Genomic DNA, 15,631 nt, shown 5'->3' on the forward strand with positions numbered 1-15,631 from the left:
TCCGCTTTCTTTATTCGGCGCGCAGCAGGCGGGTGCCGGCTGCGGAGTAGGCATCCATCAGCCGCGCATCGCTATCCTGCTCGACCACAAGGTGGGTCAATTGGGCGATAGGCAACACCAGGAAGGACGCGACCGCGCCGATTTTTTCAGTCGTGGCGACGACGGCGGTGGCCTTGCTGTGCGCCGCGAGGCGACGTTTGAATTCCGCCTCTTCAAAGTCGACAGCGGTGATGCCGGCATGCAGATCGACACCGCAGGCGCCGATGAAATACAGGTCGGGCCGCAGCAGTTCCACCTCGCGCAGCGCGGTCGCGCCGACGCTTCCGCCCAGGCCCTGCTTGACGCGGCCGCCGATCATGATCAGTTCTATGTGAGGGCTATCGAGCAGCCGCGCCGCAATCGACGGCGCGTTGGTCAGCACCGTCAACGACACCGCAGGCAAAGCCTCGGCGATGGCCAGGTTGCTGGAGCCGGCGTCGAGGAAGATCACACTGCCCGGCTTCACCAGCGTGGCGGCGGCAGCGCCCAGACGCGACTTGCCGGATTGCTGGCGGCCCAGGCGCTGGGTCAGCGTGCCCGATTCCGGCGCGGCGGCGATGCGCACGGCGCCGCCGTACACTTTCTGGCACAAGCCGGCGGCGGCCAGGTCGCGCAGGTCGCGTCGTATCGTGTCTTCGGTGACGTTCAGGTCCAGCGCCAGCACGGACGCAATCACGCGGCCATCGGCCTCTAATTGCTTCAGTATCAGGTCGTGGCGCTCTTGCAGCAGGAGATTTTCACGTTTCATGCGCAAAAGTGTACACACTCATGCGCACAATGTAAACAATCACGCACAAATACGCATAAACACGCAATCAAGGTTCCTGCAAGCGCAGCAAGGCCTCGGCCGAGTTGGCGAACAGCGCGGCATCCTTCTCGATGCGGCGGAAGGCGCGTCCCAGACTGGCGCGCATGAAGGTGCTGTGTGCGTAGCGCGTCACCTTGCTGTAGTAGCGCTCCGCGAGATCGTTCACGGAGGCTACGTACTGGTCCATCAAATCCGGCGAGATCGAGAAGTTATCGTAGTTGATCACCGCCGGCACCTTGCGGCCCAACGGCGCCAGGCGCTCCGCCACCATCGCGCAGATGGCGGCGATGGTCGCTGCGTCGCTCACCTCGAAGCCTTCGAAATTCACGAAGAACAGTTCCTGCTGCGCGTCGTACACCAACCGCTGCTCCAGCGGCAGCGCCAGGAAGTCGCTGCGCCAGTTCATCGCCAGCGGCGCGAAGATGCGCGCATCCATCACCTTCAGCTGCGCGCTGATCATCGGCTTGAAATCCATATGCGCCAGGATGTCGCGCTCCACGTCGACGCCGGGCGCGATCTCGATCAGCTCCAGCGCGGACATGCCGCCATCCAGCACCAGCCGCATCACGCAGCGCTCGGTGATGAACAACGCCTCCTGTCCACGCCGCGCCGCGTACTCGCCGCTGTAGGTGCGGTGCTCGACCTCGTCGACGAACTTGCGCGTCGCGCCCTTGTCCGCCATGAAGGTGCCGACGAACACCACCTTGCGCGCATTCTGGCTGATGTTGATGAAGCCCCCGGCGCCGGCCAGCTTGCTGCCGAATTTGCTGACATTCAGATTGCCGTGGCGGTCCGCCTGCGCCAGCCCGAGCACCGCCACATCCAAACCGCCGCCGTCGTAGAAGTCGAACTGGTAAGGCTGATCGATGACCGCATCCGGATTGGTGGCCGCGCCGAAGTTCAGGCCTGCGGCCGGCATGCCGCCGATGACACCCGGCTCCGCCGTCAGCGTCACCAGGTCCAGCAGCTTTTCTTCCACCGCCACCGCCGCCACGCCCTCCGGCATGCCGATGCCGAGGTTGACCACGTTGTTCGGCCGCAGCTCCATCAGCGCGCGGCGGGCGATCACCTTCCGCTCCGACATCGGCATCGCCGCCATCGCCGACAGGGGCACGCGCACCTCGCCCGAGTAGGCGGGGTTGTACGGTTCGGCGAAAGTCTGCATATGGTATTCCGGCTTTTCCGCCACCACCACGCAGTCGACCAGGATGCCGGGGATCTTGACCTGGCGCGGATTGAGCGTGCCACGGTCGGCGATGCGTTCCACCTGCACGATGACGATGCCGCCCGAATTGTGCGCGGCCATCGCGATCGCCAGCGCCTCCAGCGTCAGCGCCTCGCGCTCCATGGTGACGTTGCCGTTGGCGTCCGCCGTGGTGCCGCGAATGATCCCCACGTGCACCGGCTGCGATTTGTAGAACAGGTATTCCTTGCCGCCCAGCGTCAGCAGCTCGACCAGCTCCTCGGTGGTGCGGGCGTTGATCTTGCCGCCGCCGTGGCGCGGATCGACGAAGGTGCCCAGGCCGACGTGCGTCAGCAGCCCGGGCTTGCCGGCGGCAGTGTCGCGGAACAGCTGGCTGATGACGCCTTGCGGCAGGTTGTAGGCTTCGATCTTGCCGCTCATGGCCAGCTGCTGGAGCTTGGGCACCAGGCTCCAGTGGCCGCCGATCACGCGCTTGAGCAGGCCCTCGTGGCCGAAGTGATTCAGGCCGCGTTCCTTGCCGTCGCCCTGCCCTGCGGCGTAGAGCAGCGTCAGGTCGCGCGGATGGCCGCCGCTGTCGGCGGCCAGGAAGCGCCGCTCCAGCGCCACCGCGATATTCTCCGCGAAGCCGACGCCGACGAAACCGCCGGTGGCGATGGTGTCGCCGTCGCGTATCAGGCTGACCGCATCGGCCGCGCTGACGATCTTGTTACGCTGAACGGCAGGTATGCCGACCATGGAAAAATCGAGAGTGCGCCCTGGCATACCTGTCTCCGTTCTAGTCTATGTCGAGATCCTGTTTGTCGATTTCTGGCCCCAGCAGCAGCTGCGCCGCTTCGCTCGGCAGCGCCTCCACCGTCTTCAGCTTGCGCGCCATCTGGCGGCTGCGAGTCTCTGCGGTTTCGATATTCTTGGCGGCGCGTTCCAGCGTCAGCTTGGTGGCGGCCAGTACGTCGCCGAATTTGCTGAACTCCGTCTTCACCGCCCCCAGCACCTGCCACACTTCCGACGAGCGCTTCTCCAGCGCCAGCGTGCGGAAGCCCATCTGCAAGCTGTTGAGCAGCGCCGACAAGGTCGACGGCCCGGCAATGCTGATGCGGTTCACGCGTTGCAGCTCGTCGGCCAGGCCGGGGCGACGCATCACCTCCGCATACAGGCCCTCTGTGGGCAGGAACAGGATGGCGAAATCGGTGGTGTGCGGCGGCGATACGTACTTCTCCGAGATAGTCTTGGCCTCGACCCGCACCGCGCGTTCGAGCTCGCGGCCGGCCAGCGCCACCCCGTCGGCATCGGCGCGATCGGCGGCGTCCAGCAGGCGTTCGTACTGCTCCTTCGGGAACTTGGCGTCGATCGGCATCCACACCGGCGCACCGCCCTCGGTCTGGCCCGGCAGCTTGAGCGCGAACTCCACGCGCGCGCCGCTGCCGGCGATGGTCTCGACGTTCTTCGCATACTGCTCCGGTGTCAGCACCTGCTCCAGCAGCATCTCCAGCTGCACCTCGCCCCAGGTGCCGCGCGTCTTCACATTGGTCAGAACGCGTTTCAGGTCGCCGACGCCCAGCGCCAGCTGCTGCATCTCGCCCAAGCCCTGGTGCACCCGCTCCAGCCGTTCGGACACCTGCTGGAACGATGCGCTCAAACGCGCCTCCAGCGTCGCATGCAGCTTCTCGTCGACGGTCTTGCGCATCTCTTCCAGGCGCGCTCCGTTGTCGGCTTGCAGATCCTTGATCTTGGCTTCCAGCGTGGCGCGCACTTCCTGCATGCGCGCCGCGTTCGATTCGGTCAGGCGTATCAGCGCCAGGTTCATGCTCTCGCCGAACTGCTTCAGGCTGCGGCCCTGCTCATCGCGGCCGACCAGGCCTTGCGCTTCGAGCTGGCGGCGCATGGCCTCGAACTGCTGCACGCTGGCGGCATGCGTGGCTTGCGCCGTGGTCTGCAGCTGCATGCGCACTTCGCGCTCGACACGTTCGATGCGTTCGGCCAGGCCGTTATCGGCACCGGCACCGGCGCCGCCACGTGCACGCAGCAGCGACAGCAACTGCAGCACGATCACCACGGCAATCGCCGCCAGCAAAACGAAGAACTCGATCTGGCTCATGGCGTCAATCCGGCTTGTTGCGCATCCAGTCGGCGGTTTGATAGAAGGACTCCATCAACCGCAAACGCAGCGCCTCGTCGATGCCGACATCCTCCATCGCCCACGCCATCGCGCGCAGCCACTGGTCGCGCTCCTGGGTGCCGATGGCGAACGGCATGTGCCGCATGCGCAGGCGCGGATGGCCGTGCGCTTCGATGTACAGGTCCGGCCCGCCCATCCAGCCGCTCAGGAACATGAACAGGCGCTCGCGCGCGTTGTCCAGCGTGGGCGGATGGGCGGCGCGCAGCAGCGCAAATTCCGGCTCCAGTTCCATCAGATCATAAAAACGGTCGACCATCTCGCGCACGCGCGATTCGCCGCCGATCACTTCATAGAGAGTTTGGGATTCAGTCATAACCTCCATGATAGCGTACCGGGCGGCGAACCGAGTGCATCACACCAGGGCAAGCCGGCGCAGGCGCCGCGTCGACGACCAGTTCTCCAGGTCGGCCTCGGTGCGAATGTCGTCGCAGGCCTGGATGATGCGCGACAGCTGCGTGCGATCCAGGCCCGAGTTCAGCGTCAGCCGCACCAGCGAGCGGTTCTTCGGCGTGGCCGGCGCGCAGAACATGGCGCCGTAGATGCCGTGTCGCTCCAGCAGCTTGCGCAGCGCCAGCGTCTTCGGTTCCGGGCCGGGTTCCAGCGCGATGATCTGCTCGCTGCCGTCGCTGACGTTGTAGCCCAACGCACTCAACTCCTCGCGCACCTCCAGCGCATGGGCGCGCAGCGCGGCGCGGCGGTCGTCGGCGGCGGCGACGAAATCGATGGCGGCGTCGAACCACGCCAGCTCATGCCCCAGCAGGCAGGAACTGAAGATCGCCGGCCGCGACTCGGACAGGAAGTAGCCCTTGAATTTGCTGGAACAGGTGATGAAACCGGCACGCCCGGCAAACGCCTTCGCCAGCGAGGCCGTGCGGAAGTGCACGCGCTCGCTCAAGCCCAGGTCCGCCACCAGCCCGGCGCCGCGCGGCCCGTGCGTGCCCAGCGAATGCGATTCGTCGACGATCAGCAGGCAGCCGCTGCGCTCGGCAATTTCCACCAGTTCCCGCAACGGCGCCACGCTGCCGTTGGTGCTGTACAGCGCGTCGACCACGATCAGGCCGCGCCCATGCCGCGCCAGCTGCTTCTGCAGATGCTCGATGTCGTTGTGCAGGAAGGGCAGCGGCGTCGCGCCGGCCGACTGCACGCCTTCCCACAGCGAGGCATGGGCCTGCATGTCCAGGTAGACCGGAATGCCAGGCGCGGCCAGCGTCTGCACCAGGCCGACGTTGGCCGCCCAGCCGGACTGCGCCATGATGCCGTCCTGCGCGCCCATGAACTGCGCGAACTTGCGTTCCAGCCGGTGCTGCGCGCTGCCCTCCTGCAGGTACACGGCCGACATCAGCAGCTCGCCCTGGCTGTGCGCAAGCGCCGCCATTTGCGCCCCCATCAGCGCCGGTTCACCGGCCAGGCACAGGTAGTCGTTCCCGGCCAGGAACACGGCGCTGGCCGGGGTCGGTTGCCAGGCGTGCGGGTGCTCCCCGCCCAGCAATTGTTCGATGCGGACGATGTAGTGCTCGTCCATGCGGCGGGTCACAAAATCGGGCATATGCTGCTCAGCTGGAGAGGAAAAAACCTGGGCATGGACATGATCTTGAGCAATCGCGTTGGCCATTTTTAGACTCCTTTGGTAGTTTTGGAAAAGGTTGTTTTTTTATGATTCCGTTAGCAACCTTGAGGCCAAAAAAACAAGAAGTGATTGACGCCGATCAATTATTGAATTGATATGCCGGATCGCGTTGTAATTTAAGGCGATCATGGCAACTTGATAAAAGTCAATCCGACCATGAAGCATCCCCTCCCAGAACGCTGGAAACGCTGGCAGCACGGACTGGTCCAATCGCTGCTGCACTACCATGGCCGCGAGGACCATGCGACGGTGCGCGTCCTGCTGCTGGCAAGCATCGGCACGGTGGGCATGCCGCTGTACTACGTGATCTGGCAGCACTTCTTCCCGCAGGAGTACGAGACCCTGCCGCTGCGCCTGCTGGGCATCCTGCTGTGCGCGCTGGGCCTGTTCGCGCGCCAGTTCAGCCGCCGCATGCTCAACCTCTACCTGCTGGTCACGCTCAGCTACATCTTCCCGTTCTTCTTCACCTTCATGTTCCTGATGAACCACGCTTCCGGCGTGTGGAGCGAGTCGCTGCTGATCGGGCTAGTGGTGCTGTTCCACTTCGACACCAGCCTGGCCATCACGGCCTACCTGGCCGGCACCACCGCCGCCTGCGTGGCCGCCGCCGCGCTGGGCGAAGGCGCGATGCTGCTGAGCCCTCCGGTATTGCAGCAGGTGCCAATCCACTGGTTCACCATCGCGGTGCTGTCGGCGGCCAAGATCAGCCGCCATGTGCTGGCGCAGGAAAAGCTGGCGGGCCTGGGCGCCGGCCTGGCCACCGTGGCGCACGAGCTGCGCACGCCGCTCACCAGCGTGGACGCCAATGTGCGCGGCCTGCTGCGCATGTACACCGACGCCGGCAGCCGCTCGCAGGAGGACCGGCTCAGCGCCATCGACGCGCTGGCGCGCATCCAGTTCGAGGTGCGCCACATGAACCACATGATCGACCTGTTCCTGCTCAGCGCCACGGCGGTGCGGCAGAACCTGCGGCCGGTGGAGACGGTGTCGATGGAGGGCGTGGTCGAGGCGGTGCTCAAGCGCTATCCCTTCTCCAACGCCACGCAGCAAAAACTGGTGGCGCTGGAAGTGCGCCGCAACTTCACCTTCGCAGGCCAGACCGAGCTGTCGGTGGTGATCCTGCTGAACCTGCTGCGCAACGCGCTCAAGGCCGTGCAGCGCGCCGGCAAGGGCCGCGTGCGCATCGTGGTCGACGGCGCCCACCAGCCGCCGCGCCTGCTGTTCATCGACACCGCCTGCGGCATCCCGGCGCAGCAGATGCCGATGATCTTCCGCCGCTTCTACTCCCATCCACCGCACAACGGCGCCGGCATCGGCCTGGCCTTGTGCGAGGAAATCATGCACGCCTGGAGCGCCACCATCCATTGCGTATCGCGCGAAGGCGCCTACGCCATTTTCATCCTTGAATTCCCCAAGCCACAGTCCATACCGAGGTGACACATGCATTTGCCCGTCTATTCCCACCCCACGCTGACCGTGCTGGTCGACGACAGCGACTCCTTCCTGCGCAGCCTGTCGTTCCAGCTCGATCCCATGCTGGCCAGCCAGACCTTCCACGACACCACCACGGCGCTGCAATGGTTGCGACAGGGACCGCCATCGGGCTGCGTGCCGCTGCACGTCAACTTCGACATGCACAACCTGCCGGCCGACCAGTGCAATGTGGCGCTGGACCTGGAGCGCATCTACCGCATCGGCGAGCAGCGCCAGCGCTTCGCCACGCCGTCGGTGCTGGTGATCGATTACTCGATGCCGCAGATGAACGGCCTGGAATTCTGTGCGGCGGTGGAGCACCTGCCCTGCAAGAAGATTTTGTTCACCGGCGCGGCCGATGAGAAGATCGCCGTCAGCGCCTTCAACCGCGGCCTGATCGACCGCTACATCAAGAAGAGTGACGACCATGCGCTCGATATCCTGGAGTTGGAAATCGCCGCGCTGCAGCGCGACTATTTCGACACCCAGTCGGAAACGCTGCGCGAGCTGGTGCTGCTGCATAACTACAACTTCCTCGGCGACCCCGCGTTGGCGCGGCTGGTGCGGGAGCTCAGCGCGCGCATGGGTTTCGTCGAACACTACATCTTCCCGAATCCGACCGGCATCCTGTTCCTCGACAAGCACGGCAAGGCCAGCCTGATGATGATAGAAACCGAACAGGGCATGTATGCGCAGTACGAGATCGCGCGCGACAGCGATGCGCCGCCGTCGCTGATGGATGCGCTGCTGGAGCGGCGCGTGCTGCCGTTCTTCTCCGATCCGGACGGCGACGGCATGTACTCGCGCCGCGTCGGCGAGAACTGGCACCGCTACTGCGCGGCGCCGCAGATATGCCAGGGCCGCGAGACCTACTACTGGGCGTTGTTCGACCTGCCGTCGCACTACTTCGACCAGCAGCCCTATGCCTACGCCGATTTCCTCAAGGAGCGGGCGGCATTGGACAGCATCGCCGCCTGAGGTCTAAGCCTCTCGGAGCGTTTGCAGCGGCGGCTGGCGCAGCACATTACGCAAGCCCAGCCAGCCGCCAGCGATGGCGCACAGCGCGCCCGCCACCAGCCCGACCAACCACACGACAGGACTGAAGCTCCAGGCGAATTTGAACTGATAGGTGGCCAGCGCCCAGCCCATGGCAGCCGCGCCGCTGGCCGCCAGCACGCCGGACAAGGCGCCCACCAGCGAGAACTCGATCAGCTGCGCCTGCGACAGCTGCCTGCGCGTCGCACCGAGCGCGCGCAGCAGGCCCGATTCGCGGGTGCGCTCGTCCTGCGATCCCATCAGCGCCGCATACAGCACCAGCACGCCGGAAGCGAGCGTGAAGACGAACAGGAATTCGACCGCCGTCACCACCTGGTCCAGCACCGCCTGCACCTGCCGCAGCAGGCCGCCGACATCCACGATGGTCAGGTTGGGATAATCACGCGTCAAGGCGTTCATCACGGCACCCTGCCCTTGCGGCAGATGGAAGGCCGTGATCCAGCTTTGCGACACCTCCGTCATCGCCGCCGGGTTGATGATGACGAAGAAGTTGACCCGCATCGAACCCCATTCAAGCTTGCGCAGGCTGGTGATGGTGGCGTCCACCGGCGTGCCGGCGATATCGAAGCGCAGCTTGTCGCCCAGCTTCCACTTCAGCGTCTTGGCGATGCCCTCCTCCACCGAGGCTTCCGGCGCGCCCGGCTTGTCGGCGAACCACTGGCCGGCGCTGATCTTGTTCTCGGCCTGCATCTGCGCCATGGTCGACAGATTGAACTCGCGGTCGGCCAGGCCCTTGGCGCGGTCGTCGGTGTAGGTCTCGGCGGTGACGGGCTTGCCGTTCACGGCGGTCAGGCGGCCGCGTATCATCGGATACTGCGGCGCATAGATCACGCCCGCCGCTTGCAGGCGCTTGGCGATATCGGCCGCCTGCTCCGGCTGGATGTTGATGATGAAACGGTTGGGCGCATCCGGCGGCGTGGCGTTGCGCCAGGCCGTCATCAGGTCGCCGCGCACCACGGTCAGCACCAGCAGCGCCATCATGCCCAGCGCCAGCGAGACGATCTGCACCACCGTCGCGCCGGGGCGGCGCTGCAACGAGCTGATGGCGAAGCGCCAGCTTTGATGATCGATCGCGCGCCGCATCGGCTTGAGCGCGGCCAGCGCGCCCCAGCCCACCAATCCGAACAAGGCGAAGGCGCCGAGGAAGCCGCCCGCCGTGTACAGCGCCAGTTGCACATCGCCCGCTTGCCACAGCAGCAGTGCGACAAAACCGGCCAGGCCCAGGCCATAGGTGGCCAGCGCGGTCACTTGCGGCGGATCCTGTTCGCGGCGGATCACGCGGTTGTGCGGCACTTTGCGCAGTTGCAGTATCGGCGGCAGCGCGAAGGCGGCCAGCAACAGCATGCCGGTGGCCACGCCTTGCAGCGCCGGATAGATGGTCGGCGCCGGCAGGCTGGCCGAGACCAGCTTGCCCAGCACTTCCAGCAGCACGTAGTGGCCGCCGAAGCCGACCGCCACGCCCATCGCGCTACCGGCCAGGCCGACCATCAGGAATTCGATCAGATACATCAGCGTGACTTCGTTCTGCGTCAGCCCCAGGCAGCGCAGCATGGCGCAGGCATCCAGGTGGCGCTGCATGAAGCGGCGCGCGGCCATCGCCACGGCCACCGCAGCCAGCATCGCCGACAGCAGGCCGACCAGCGACAGGAAGCGGTCGGCGCGGTCCAGCGTGGCGCGCATTTCGGGACGGCCGTTTTCCAGCGACTCGACGCGCACGCCCTTGATATTGTTTTGCTTGATCTGCGCTTGCAGCCACTGCTCGTAAGCCGAGGCGACGGCGGCGCCGTTCTTCAGCGACGATGGCGCCGCCACCAGCAGGCGGTAGGACACGCGCGATCCGGGCTGGATCAAATTGGTCGCCTCAACGTCGCCGAGCGCGAACATCACGCGCGGCGCGAAGGCCAGGAAGTTGGCGCCGCGATCAGGCTCGGAGGCGATCAGCTGCGCCACGGTGAAGCTCTTGTCGCCCAGTTTGATCTGGCCGCCGATGGAGGTCTTCAGGCTGCCCAGCAGGCCGGCGTCTATCCACACCGTGCCTGATGCGGGCACGCTGTTGGCGGCCGTGCCGTAGCTTTGCTCGGCCTGTTCCGGGTTGGTGGTGATCTTCAACTGGCCGCGCAGCGGATAGCCGGGACCGACCGCCTTCAACGACGCCAGCAACGACGTCGATTGCTCGCCCTCGCCCGCCTGCGCCATGCTGGGGAAGCTGACCGTGTCGGTCATCAGCAGCCCGCGCCGCTCAGCCTCCGCGCGCCAGGCCGGGTTGACCGGCAGGTCTGCATTGATGACAACGTCCGCGCCCAGCAGCTGATGGGCATCGCGATCGAGGCCGCTGCGCAGGCGGTCGATGAAAAATCCGGTGGCGGACAAGGCGGCCACCGCCACCGTCAACGCGATCAGCAGGAAGCGCAGTTGGCCGGCACGCCAGTCGCGCAACGTCATCTTCAAGGCAAGTTTGAGCATGGAGGTTTTCTAGAGGGCTGCGAAATACGCGTCGACTTCATCGAGGAACTTCTGCTTCTGCTCCGCCGGCAGGAAGGCCGCCGAGAAGCTGTTGCGCGCCAGGCGCTGCGCGTGGGACAGGCCCAGTGGCAAAGCCTCGAAGGTGGCGACGAAGTTGGCGTTCATGTAGCCGCCGAAGTAGGCCGGGTCGTCCGAGTTCACGGTGGCGACGATGCCTGCATCGAGCAGCTCCAGCAGGTTGTGCTGTTCCATGCGATCGAACACGCACAGCTTGACGTTGGACAGCGGGCACACCGTCAGCGCGATCTGCTCGCGCGCCAGGCGCTGCGTCAGGGCCGCGTCTTCCAGGCAGCGCACGCCGTGGTCGATGCGTTCGACCTTCAGCACGTCAAGTGCGGTTTCGATATACGCCGGCGGGCCTTCCTCGCCCGCATGCGCGACCAGATGGAAGCCCAGCTCACGGCACTTGGCGAACACGCGCGCGAACTTCTCCGGCGGATTGCCGACCTCCGACGAATCGAGCCCGATGCCCATGTATTTGTCGCGGTAAGGCAGCGCCTCTTCCAGCGTGGCGAAGGCGTCTTCCTCGGACAGGTGGCGCAGGAAGCTCAGGATCAGCGTGGCGCTGACCGGGCTGTCCTGGCAGGCGCGGTGGATGCCGTCGATCACGGTCTTGATCGGCACGCCACGCGCGGTGTGGGTTTGCGGATCGAAGAAGATCTCCGTGTGGCGCACATTGTCTTCCTCGGCGCGCTTCAGGTAGGCGGCGGTCATGTCGTAGAAGTCCTGCTCCTGCAACAGCACGCTGGCGCCGGCGTAGTAGATGTCGAGGAAGGACTGCAGATCGGTGAACGCATACGCGGCGCGCAGCTCTTCCACCGAGCCGTAGGCCAGCTTGACGTTGTTGCGCTGGGCCAGCGCGAAGATCAGTTCCGGCTCCAACGAGCCTTCGATATGGATGTGCAATTCGGCCTTCGGCATCTGCTGCACTACCGTGCGCAATTGTTCGTTCAACATTATTCTTTTTTCCTTCTGACGGTTAGCTGGATCAACGCATCTTATCGCATGGCGCGGGAGTGCGACAGCGGCCGCCAAGTTGCGGCAAAATTTATCTGTTTGAGGTGCGATCAGCGCGGCGCGCACAAGCGTGATACTGTGGCATAAATGAGCTAAAAAAGTGCCTTAAAAATCATTGAAAGACGATAGTTTTTATCAAAATTAATCTTATTAATCAACAAGTTACATAAGAGTATTAACGATATTACGACATATCTTTTGACTTCCGGCACCAATAGCGCAATAATCAATTTCATAGACGTAAGAAGCGTTACGACCAACACATAAAAGCCGCCAACCGGCGATGAAGCCAGCTCACCGGCACGGGCAATCCGTGCCACACAAAAGAAGCTGGTCATAAGAAAAATAATACGAAAAAGGGGTATGCACAGACCAGGGCCAGGGCAAGCGAACTGCCAGTGACCCGTGACACGCAGGTTTACATTAAAGGACATCCAAATGACCATTTTTGACAACTACGCCGCACGGTACGAACGGACCAAAGAAGAAGAGATGTCCATGAAGGAGTATCTCGAACTTTGCAAAAAAGATCGACTCACCTACGCCAGCGCGCCAGAGCGCATGTTGGCCGCCATCGGCGAACCAACGCTGGTCGATACCCGCAACGACACCCGGCTGTCACGCATCTTCGCGAACAAGGTCATCAAAATATATCCGGCATTCCGCGAGTTCTACGGCACCGAGGAAGTGATCGAACAAGTGGTGTCCTACTTCCGCCATGCCGCGCAGGGGCTGGAGGAACGCAAGCAGATCCTGTATCTGCTGGGCCCTGTGGGCGGCGGCAAATCGTCGATCGCCGAGAAACTGAAGTCGCTGATGGAGCATGTGCCCTTCTACTGCCTGAAAGGCTCGCCGGTCAACGAATCGCCGCTCGGCCTGTTCAACGAGGAAGAGGACGGCGTGATTCTCGAAGAAGACTACGGCATTCCGCGCCGCTATCTGCGCAACATCCCCAGCCCATGGGCGGTCAAGCGCCTGCACGAATTCAACGGCGATATCAATCAATTCCGCGTGGTCAAGCGCTATCCATCGGTGCTGAAGCAGATCGCCATCTCCAAGACCGAACCGGGCGACGAGAACAACCAGGATATTTCCTCGCTGGTCGGCAAGGTCGATATCCGCAAGCTGGAAGATTATTCGCAGGACGATCCTGATGCCTACAGCTACTCGGGCGGCCTGTGCCTGGCCAACCAGGGCTTGATGGAATTCGTCGAAATGTTCAAGGCGCCGATCAAGGTGCTGCATCCGCTGCTGACCGCCACGCAGGAAGGCAACTACAAAGGCACCGAGGGCTTCGGCGCGATACCGTTCGACGGCATCATCCTGGCGCACTCGAACGAGTCGGAGTGGAAGACTTTCAAGAACAACCGCAACAACGAGGCTTTCCTCGATCGTATCTACATCGTCAAAGTGCCGTACTGCCTGCGCGTGACCGACGAGATCAAGATCTACGACAAGCTGGTGGCCAACTCCTCGCTGTACCAGGCCCCATGCGCGCCCGGAACGCTGAAGATGATGGCGCAGTTCGCGATCCTGTCGCGGCTGAAGGATCCGGAGAACTCCAGCATCTTCAGCAAGATGCTGGTCTACGATGGCGAGAACCTCAAGGACACCGATCCGAAAGCCAAGTCCATGCACGAGTATGTCGACTATGCGGGCGTCGACGAGGGCATGAACGGGCTGTCGACACGCTTCGCCTTCAAGATCCTGTCCAAGGTCTTCAACTTCGACAACACCGAAGTGGCGGCCAATCCGGTGCACCTGCTGTACGTGTTGGAGCAGCAGGTCGAGCGCGAGCAGTTCCCGCCTGAAACCGAACAGAAGTACTTCTCGTATATCAAGGAGCACCTGGCGCAGAAATACGTGGAGTTCATCGGCAAGGAAATCCAGACCGCCTACCTGGAATCGTATTCGGAATACGGCCAGAACATCTTCGACCGCTATGTGACCTTCGCCGACTTCTGGATACAGGATCAGGAGTACCGCGATCCGGACACCGGCGAAAGCTTCGACCGCGAGTCGCTGAACAACGAGCTGGAAAAGATCGAGAAGCCGGCCGGGATTTCCAATCCCAAGGATTTCCGCAACGAGATCGTCAACTTCGGTCTGCGTGCGCGCGCCAACAACGGCGGCAAGAATCCGGCCTGGACCAGCTACGAGAAGTTCCGCACCGTGATCGAGAAGAAGATGTTCTCCAACACAGAGGAACTGCTGCCGGTCATTTCGTTCAACGCCAAGGCCAGCGCCGAAGACGCCAACAAGCACGCCGACTTCGTCGCCCGCATGGTGGAGAAAGGCTATACGGCCAAGCAGGTACGGCTGCTGTGCGAATGGTATTTGCGTGTGAGGAAGTCGTCTTAAGCAGGATAGCGCGCCGCCCCGCATAGGCGGTGGCGGCGCGGCGCCGACCAATAGCAGCAGGAGGCATCTTTTGACTTACCTCATCGACCGACGTTTGCAGGGCAAGAACAAGTCTGCGGTCAACCGCGAGCGCTTCTTGCGGCGCTACAAGGCCCAGATCAAGGACGCGGTGGGACGTGCCATCAAAGGCCGCTCCATCACCGACATTGAGAATGGCGAAAAAGTCTCCATCCCGGTCAAGGACGTGGGCGAGCCCTCGTTCGGCCACGCCCATGGCGGCGTGTGGGAAACCATCAACCCGGGCAACCAGGAATACCTCAAGGGCGACCTGATCAACCGGCCCAAGGGCGGCGGCGGTTCCGGCCGCGGCAAGGCCGGCAATAGCGACCAGATGACCGAGGACGATTTCATCTTCGAACTGTCGCGCGAAGAATTCATGAACTACTTCTTCGAAGACCTGGAACTGCCCAACCTGGTCAAGACGCAGCTGACCGCCACCACCGAATTCAAGAACCAGCGCGCCGGCTACAATATGTCGGGCACGCCGTCCAACATCCACGTGCTGCGTTCGCTGCGCGGCGCGTTGGGACGGCGCATCGCGGTCGGCGGCAGTTCGCGCAAGCGCGTGATCGAAGCCGAGCGCGAGCTGGAGGAGTTGCTGCTGGACGGCGAACCGCTGGACGCGCCGCGCGTGGTCGAGCTGAAAAAGCTGATCCACCATCTGCACACGCGGCTGCTGGCCATCCCCTTCATCGACCCGTTCGACCTGCGCTACAGCAACCGCGTCAAGGTGCCCAAGCCGATGACGCAGGCGGTGATGTTCTGCATCATGGACGTCTCCGGCTCGATGGACGAAACCCGCAAGGACACGGCCAAGCGCTTCTTCATCCTGCTCTACCTGTTCCTCAAGCGCGTGTACGACAAGATCGAAGTCGTGTTCATCCGCCACCACACGGCGGCCGCAGAGGTCAACGAGGAAGAGTTCTTCCACTCGCGCGAATCGGGCGGCACCGTGGTGTCCTCCGCGCTGAACCTGCTCGACAAGATCATCGACGAGCGCTACGGCGCCGGCAGCTGGAACAGCTACGTCGCCCAGGCCTCGGACGGCGACAACTGGGACAACGATTCCGTGCTGTGCCGCCAGCTGCTGGTCAACACCATCATGGCCAAGGTGCAGTACTACACCTATGTCGAGATCACCGACGGCCCGCCACAAAACCTGTGGGAGCAGTATTCGCAGATCCCCGACCACCACCCGCATTTCGCCATGCAGAAAATAGTCACGCCGGCCGATATCTATCCGGTGTTCCGTGAACTGTTCAAGAAACAGCCGAAATAGGCAGCCGA

11 protein-coding genes are annotated in these 15,631 nt (G+C 63.5%); 4 read left to right on the forward strand and 7 right to left on the reverse strand.

Annotated features, from left to right (window positions below):
• Positions 1 to 10: 10 nt before the first annotated feature.
• From GEV01_RS15320 to cqsA, 5 genes are all read right to left on the reverse strand, one after another.
• Positions 11 to 787, reverse strand: a complete 777-nt coding sequence (locus GEV01_RS15320) for a DeoR/GlpR family DNA-binding transcription regulator (RefSeq protein WP_152805898.1) — start codon at positions 785 to 787, stop codon at positions 11 to 13.
• 67 nt (positions 788 to 854) lie between these two features.
• Positions 855 to 2,813 carry an acyl CoA:acetate/3-ketoacid CoA transferase gene (locus GEV01_RS15325; protein ID WP_152805900.1) on the reverse strand — a complete coding sequence of 653 codons (1,959 nt, stop codon included), beginning with the start codon at positions 2,811 to 2,813 and terminating at the stop codon, positions 855 to 857.
• Between the two features lie 13 nt (positions 2,814 to 2,826).
• Complete coding sequence (locus tag GEV01_RS15330) at positions 2,827 to 4,146, reverse strand: DNA recombination protein RmuC (protein ID WP_152805903.1); 1,320 nt, start codon at positions 4,144 to 4,146, stop codon at positions 2,827 to 2,829.
• Between the two features lie 4 nt (positions 4,147 to 4,150).
• Complete coding sequence (locus tag GEV01_RS15335) at positions 4,151 to 4,549, reverse strand: group II truncated hemoglobin (protein WP_152805905.1); 399 nt, start codon at positions 4,547 to 4,549, stop codon at positions 4,151 to 4,153.
• A 30-nt stretch (positions 4,550 to 4,579) separates the two neighbouring features.
• Entirely contained in the window at positions 4,580 to 5,839 is a 1,260-nt protein-coding gene (cqsA, locus tag GEV01_RS15340) for an alpha-hydroxyketone-type quorum-sensing autoinducer synthase (protein ID WP_152805908.1), read from the reverse strand.
• 171 nt (positions 5,840 to 6,010) lie between these two features.
• Between cqsA and GEV01_RS15345 the strand changes: the two genes are divergently transcribed.
• Together GEV01_RS15345 and GEV01_RS15350 are read left to right on the forward strand one after the other, a co-directional pair.
• Positions 6,011 to 7,291: a sensor histidine kinase gene (locus GEV01_RS15345; RefSeq protein WP_152805911.1), complete on the forward strand. Its 1,281-nt coding sequence runs from the start codon at positions 6,011 to 6,013 to the stop codon at positions 7,289 to 7,291.
• 3 nt (positions 7,292 to 7,294) lie between these two features.
• Entirely contained in the window at positions 7,295 to 8,305 is a 1,011-nt protein-coding gene (locus GEV01_RS15350; protein WP_152805914.1) for a response regulator, read from the forward strand.
• Between the two features lie 3 nt (positions 8,306 to 8,308).
• On the opposite strand, the gene GEV01_RS15355 is transcribed toward GEV01_RS15350, so the two are convergent.
• Both GEV01_RS15355 and GEV01_RS15360 read right to left on the reverse strand, forming a co-directional pair.
• Positions 8,309 to 10,846 (reverse strand): ABC transporter permease, encoded by a 2,538-nt coding sequence (locus tag GEV01_RS15355; protein ID WP_152805917.1) that lies wholly within the window; start codon positions 10,844 to 10,846, stop codon positions 8,309 to 8,311.
• Between the two features lie 9 nt (positions 10,847 to 10,855).
• Entirely contained in the window at positions 10,856 to 11,863 is a 1,008-nt protein-coding gene (locus tag GEV01_RS15360; RefSeq protein WP_152805920.1) for an adenosine deaminase, read from the reverse strand.
• Between the two features lie 498 nt (positions 11,864 to 12,361).
• On the opposite strand from GEV01_RS15360, the gene GEV01_RS15365 reads away from it, so the two are divergent.
• Positions 12,362 to 14,284, forward strand: a complete 1,923-nt coding sequence (locus GEV01_RS15365) for a PrkA family serine protein kinase (protein WP_008451431.1) — start codon at positions 12,362 to 12,364, stop codon at positions 14,282 to 14,284.
• A 70-nt stretch (positions 14,285 to 14,354) separates the two neighbouring features.
• Positions 14,355 to 15,623 carry a YeaH/YhbH family protein gene (locus tag GEV01_RS15370; RefSeq protein ID WP_008451433.1) on the forward strand — a complete coding sequence of 423 codons (1,269 nt, stop codon included), beginning with the start codon at positions 14,355 to 14,357 and terminating at the stop codon, positions 15,621 to 15,623.
• Positions 15,624 to 15,631: the final 8 nt, after the last annotated feature.

It is taken from the genome of Rugamonas rivuli (assembly GCF_009380165.1).
Classification (GTDB): Bacteria; Pseudomonadota; Gammaproteobacteria; order Burkholderiales; family Burkholderiaceae_D; genus Rugamonas; species Rugamonas rivuli.

What these genes read in the sequence shown, in the direction of transcription:
- GEV01_RS15345 (WP_152805911.1), top strand. Translation starts at nt 6,011, where the DNA reads ATGAAGCATCCCCTCCCAGAACGCTGGAAACGCTGGCAGCACGGACTG.
- GEV01_RS15335 (WP_152805905.1), bottom strand. Translation starts at nt 4,549, where the DNA reads ATGGAGGTTATGACTGAATCCCAAACTCTCTATGAAGTGATCGGCGGC.
- GEV01_RS15330 (WP_152805903.1), bottom strand. Translation starts at nt 4,146, where the DNA reads ATGAGCCAGATCGAGTTCTTCGTTTTGCTGGCGGCGATTGCCGTGGTG.
- GEV01_RS15355 (WP_152805917.1), bottom strand. Translation starts at nt 10,846, where the DNA reads ATGCTCAAACTTGCCTTGAAGATGACGTTGCGCGACTGGCGTGCCGGC.
- cqsA (WP_152805908.1), bottom strand. Translation starts at nt 5,839, where the DNA reads ATGGCCAACGCGATTGCTCAAGATCATGTCCATGCCCAGGTTTTTTCC.
- GEV01_RS15320 (WP_152805898.1), bottom strand. Translation starts at nt 787, where the DNA reads ATGAAACGTGAAAATCTCCTGCTGCAAGAGCGCCACGACCTGATACTG.
- GEV01_RS15325 (WP_152805900.1), bottom strand. Translation starts at nt 2,813, where the DNA reads ATGCCAGGGCGCACTCTCGATTTTTCCATGGTCGGCATACCTGCCGTT.
- GEV01_RS15360 (WP_152805920.1), bottom strand. Translation starts at nt 11,863, where the DNA reads ATGTTGAACGAACAATTGCGCACGGTAGTGCAGCAGATGCCGAAGGCC.
- GEV01_RS15350 (WP_152805914.1), top strand. Translation starts at nt 7,295, where the DNA reads ATGCATTTGCCCGTCTATTCCCACCCCACGCTGACCGTGCTGGTCGAC.
- GEV01_RS15365 (WP_008451431.1), top strand. Translation starts at nt 12,362, where the DNA reads ATGACCATTTTTGACAACTACGCCGCACGGTACGAACGGACCAAAGAA.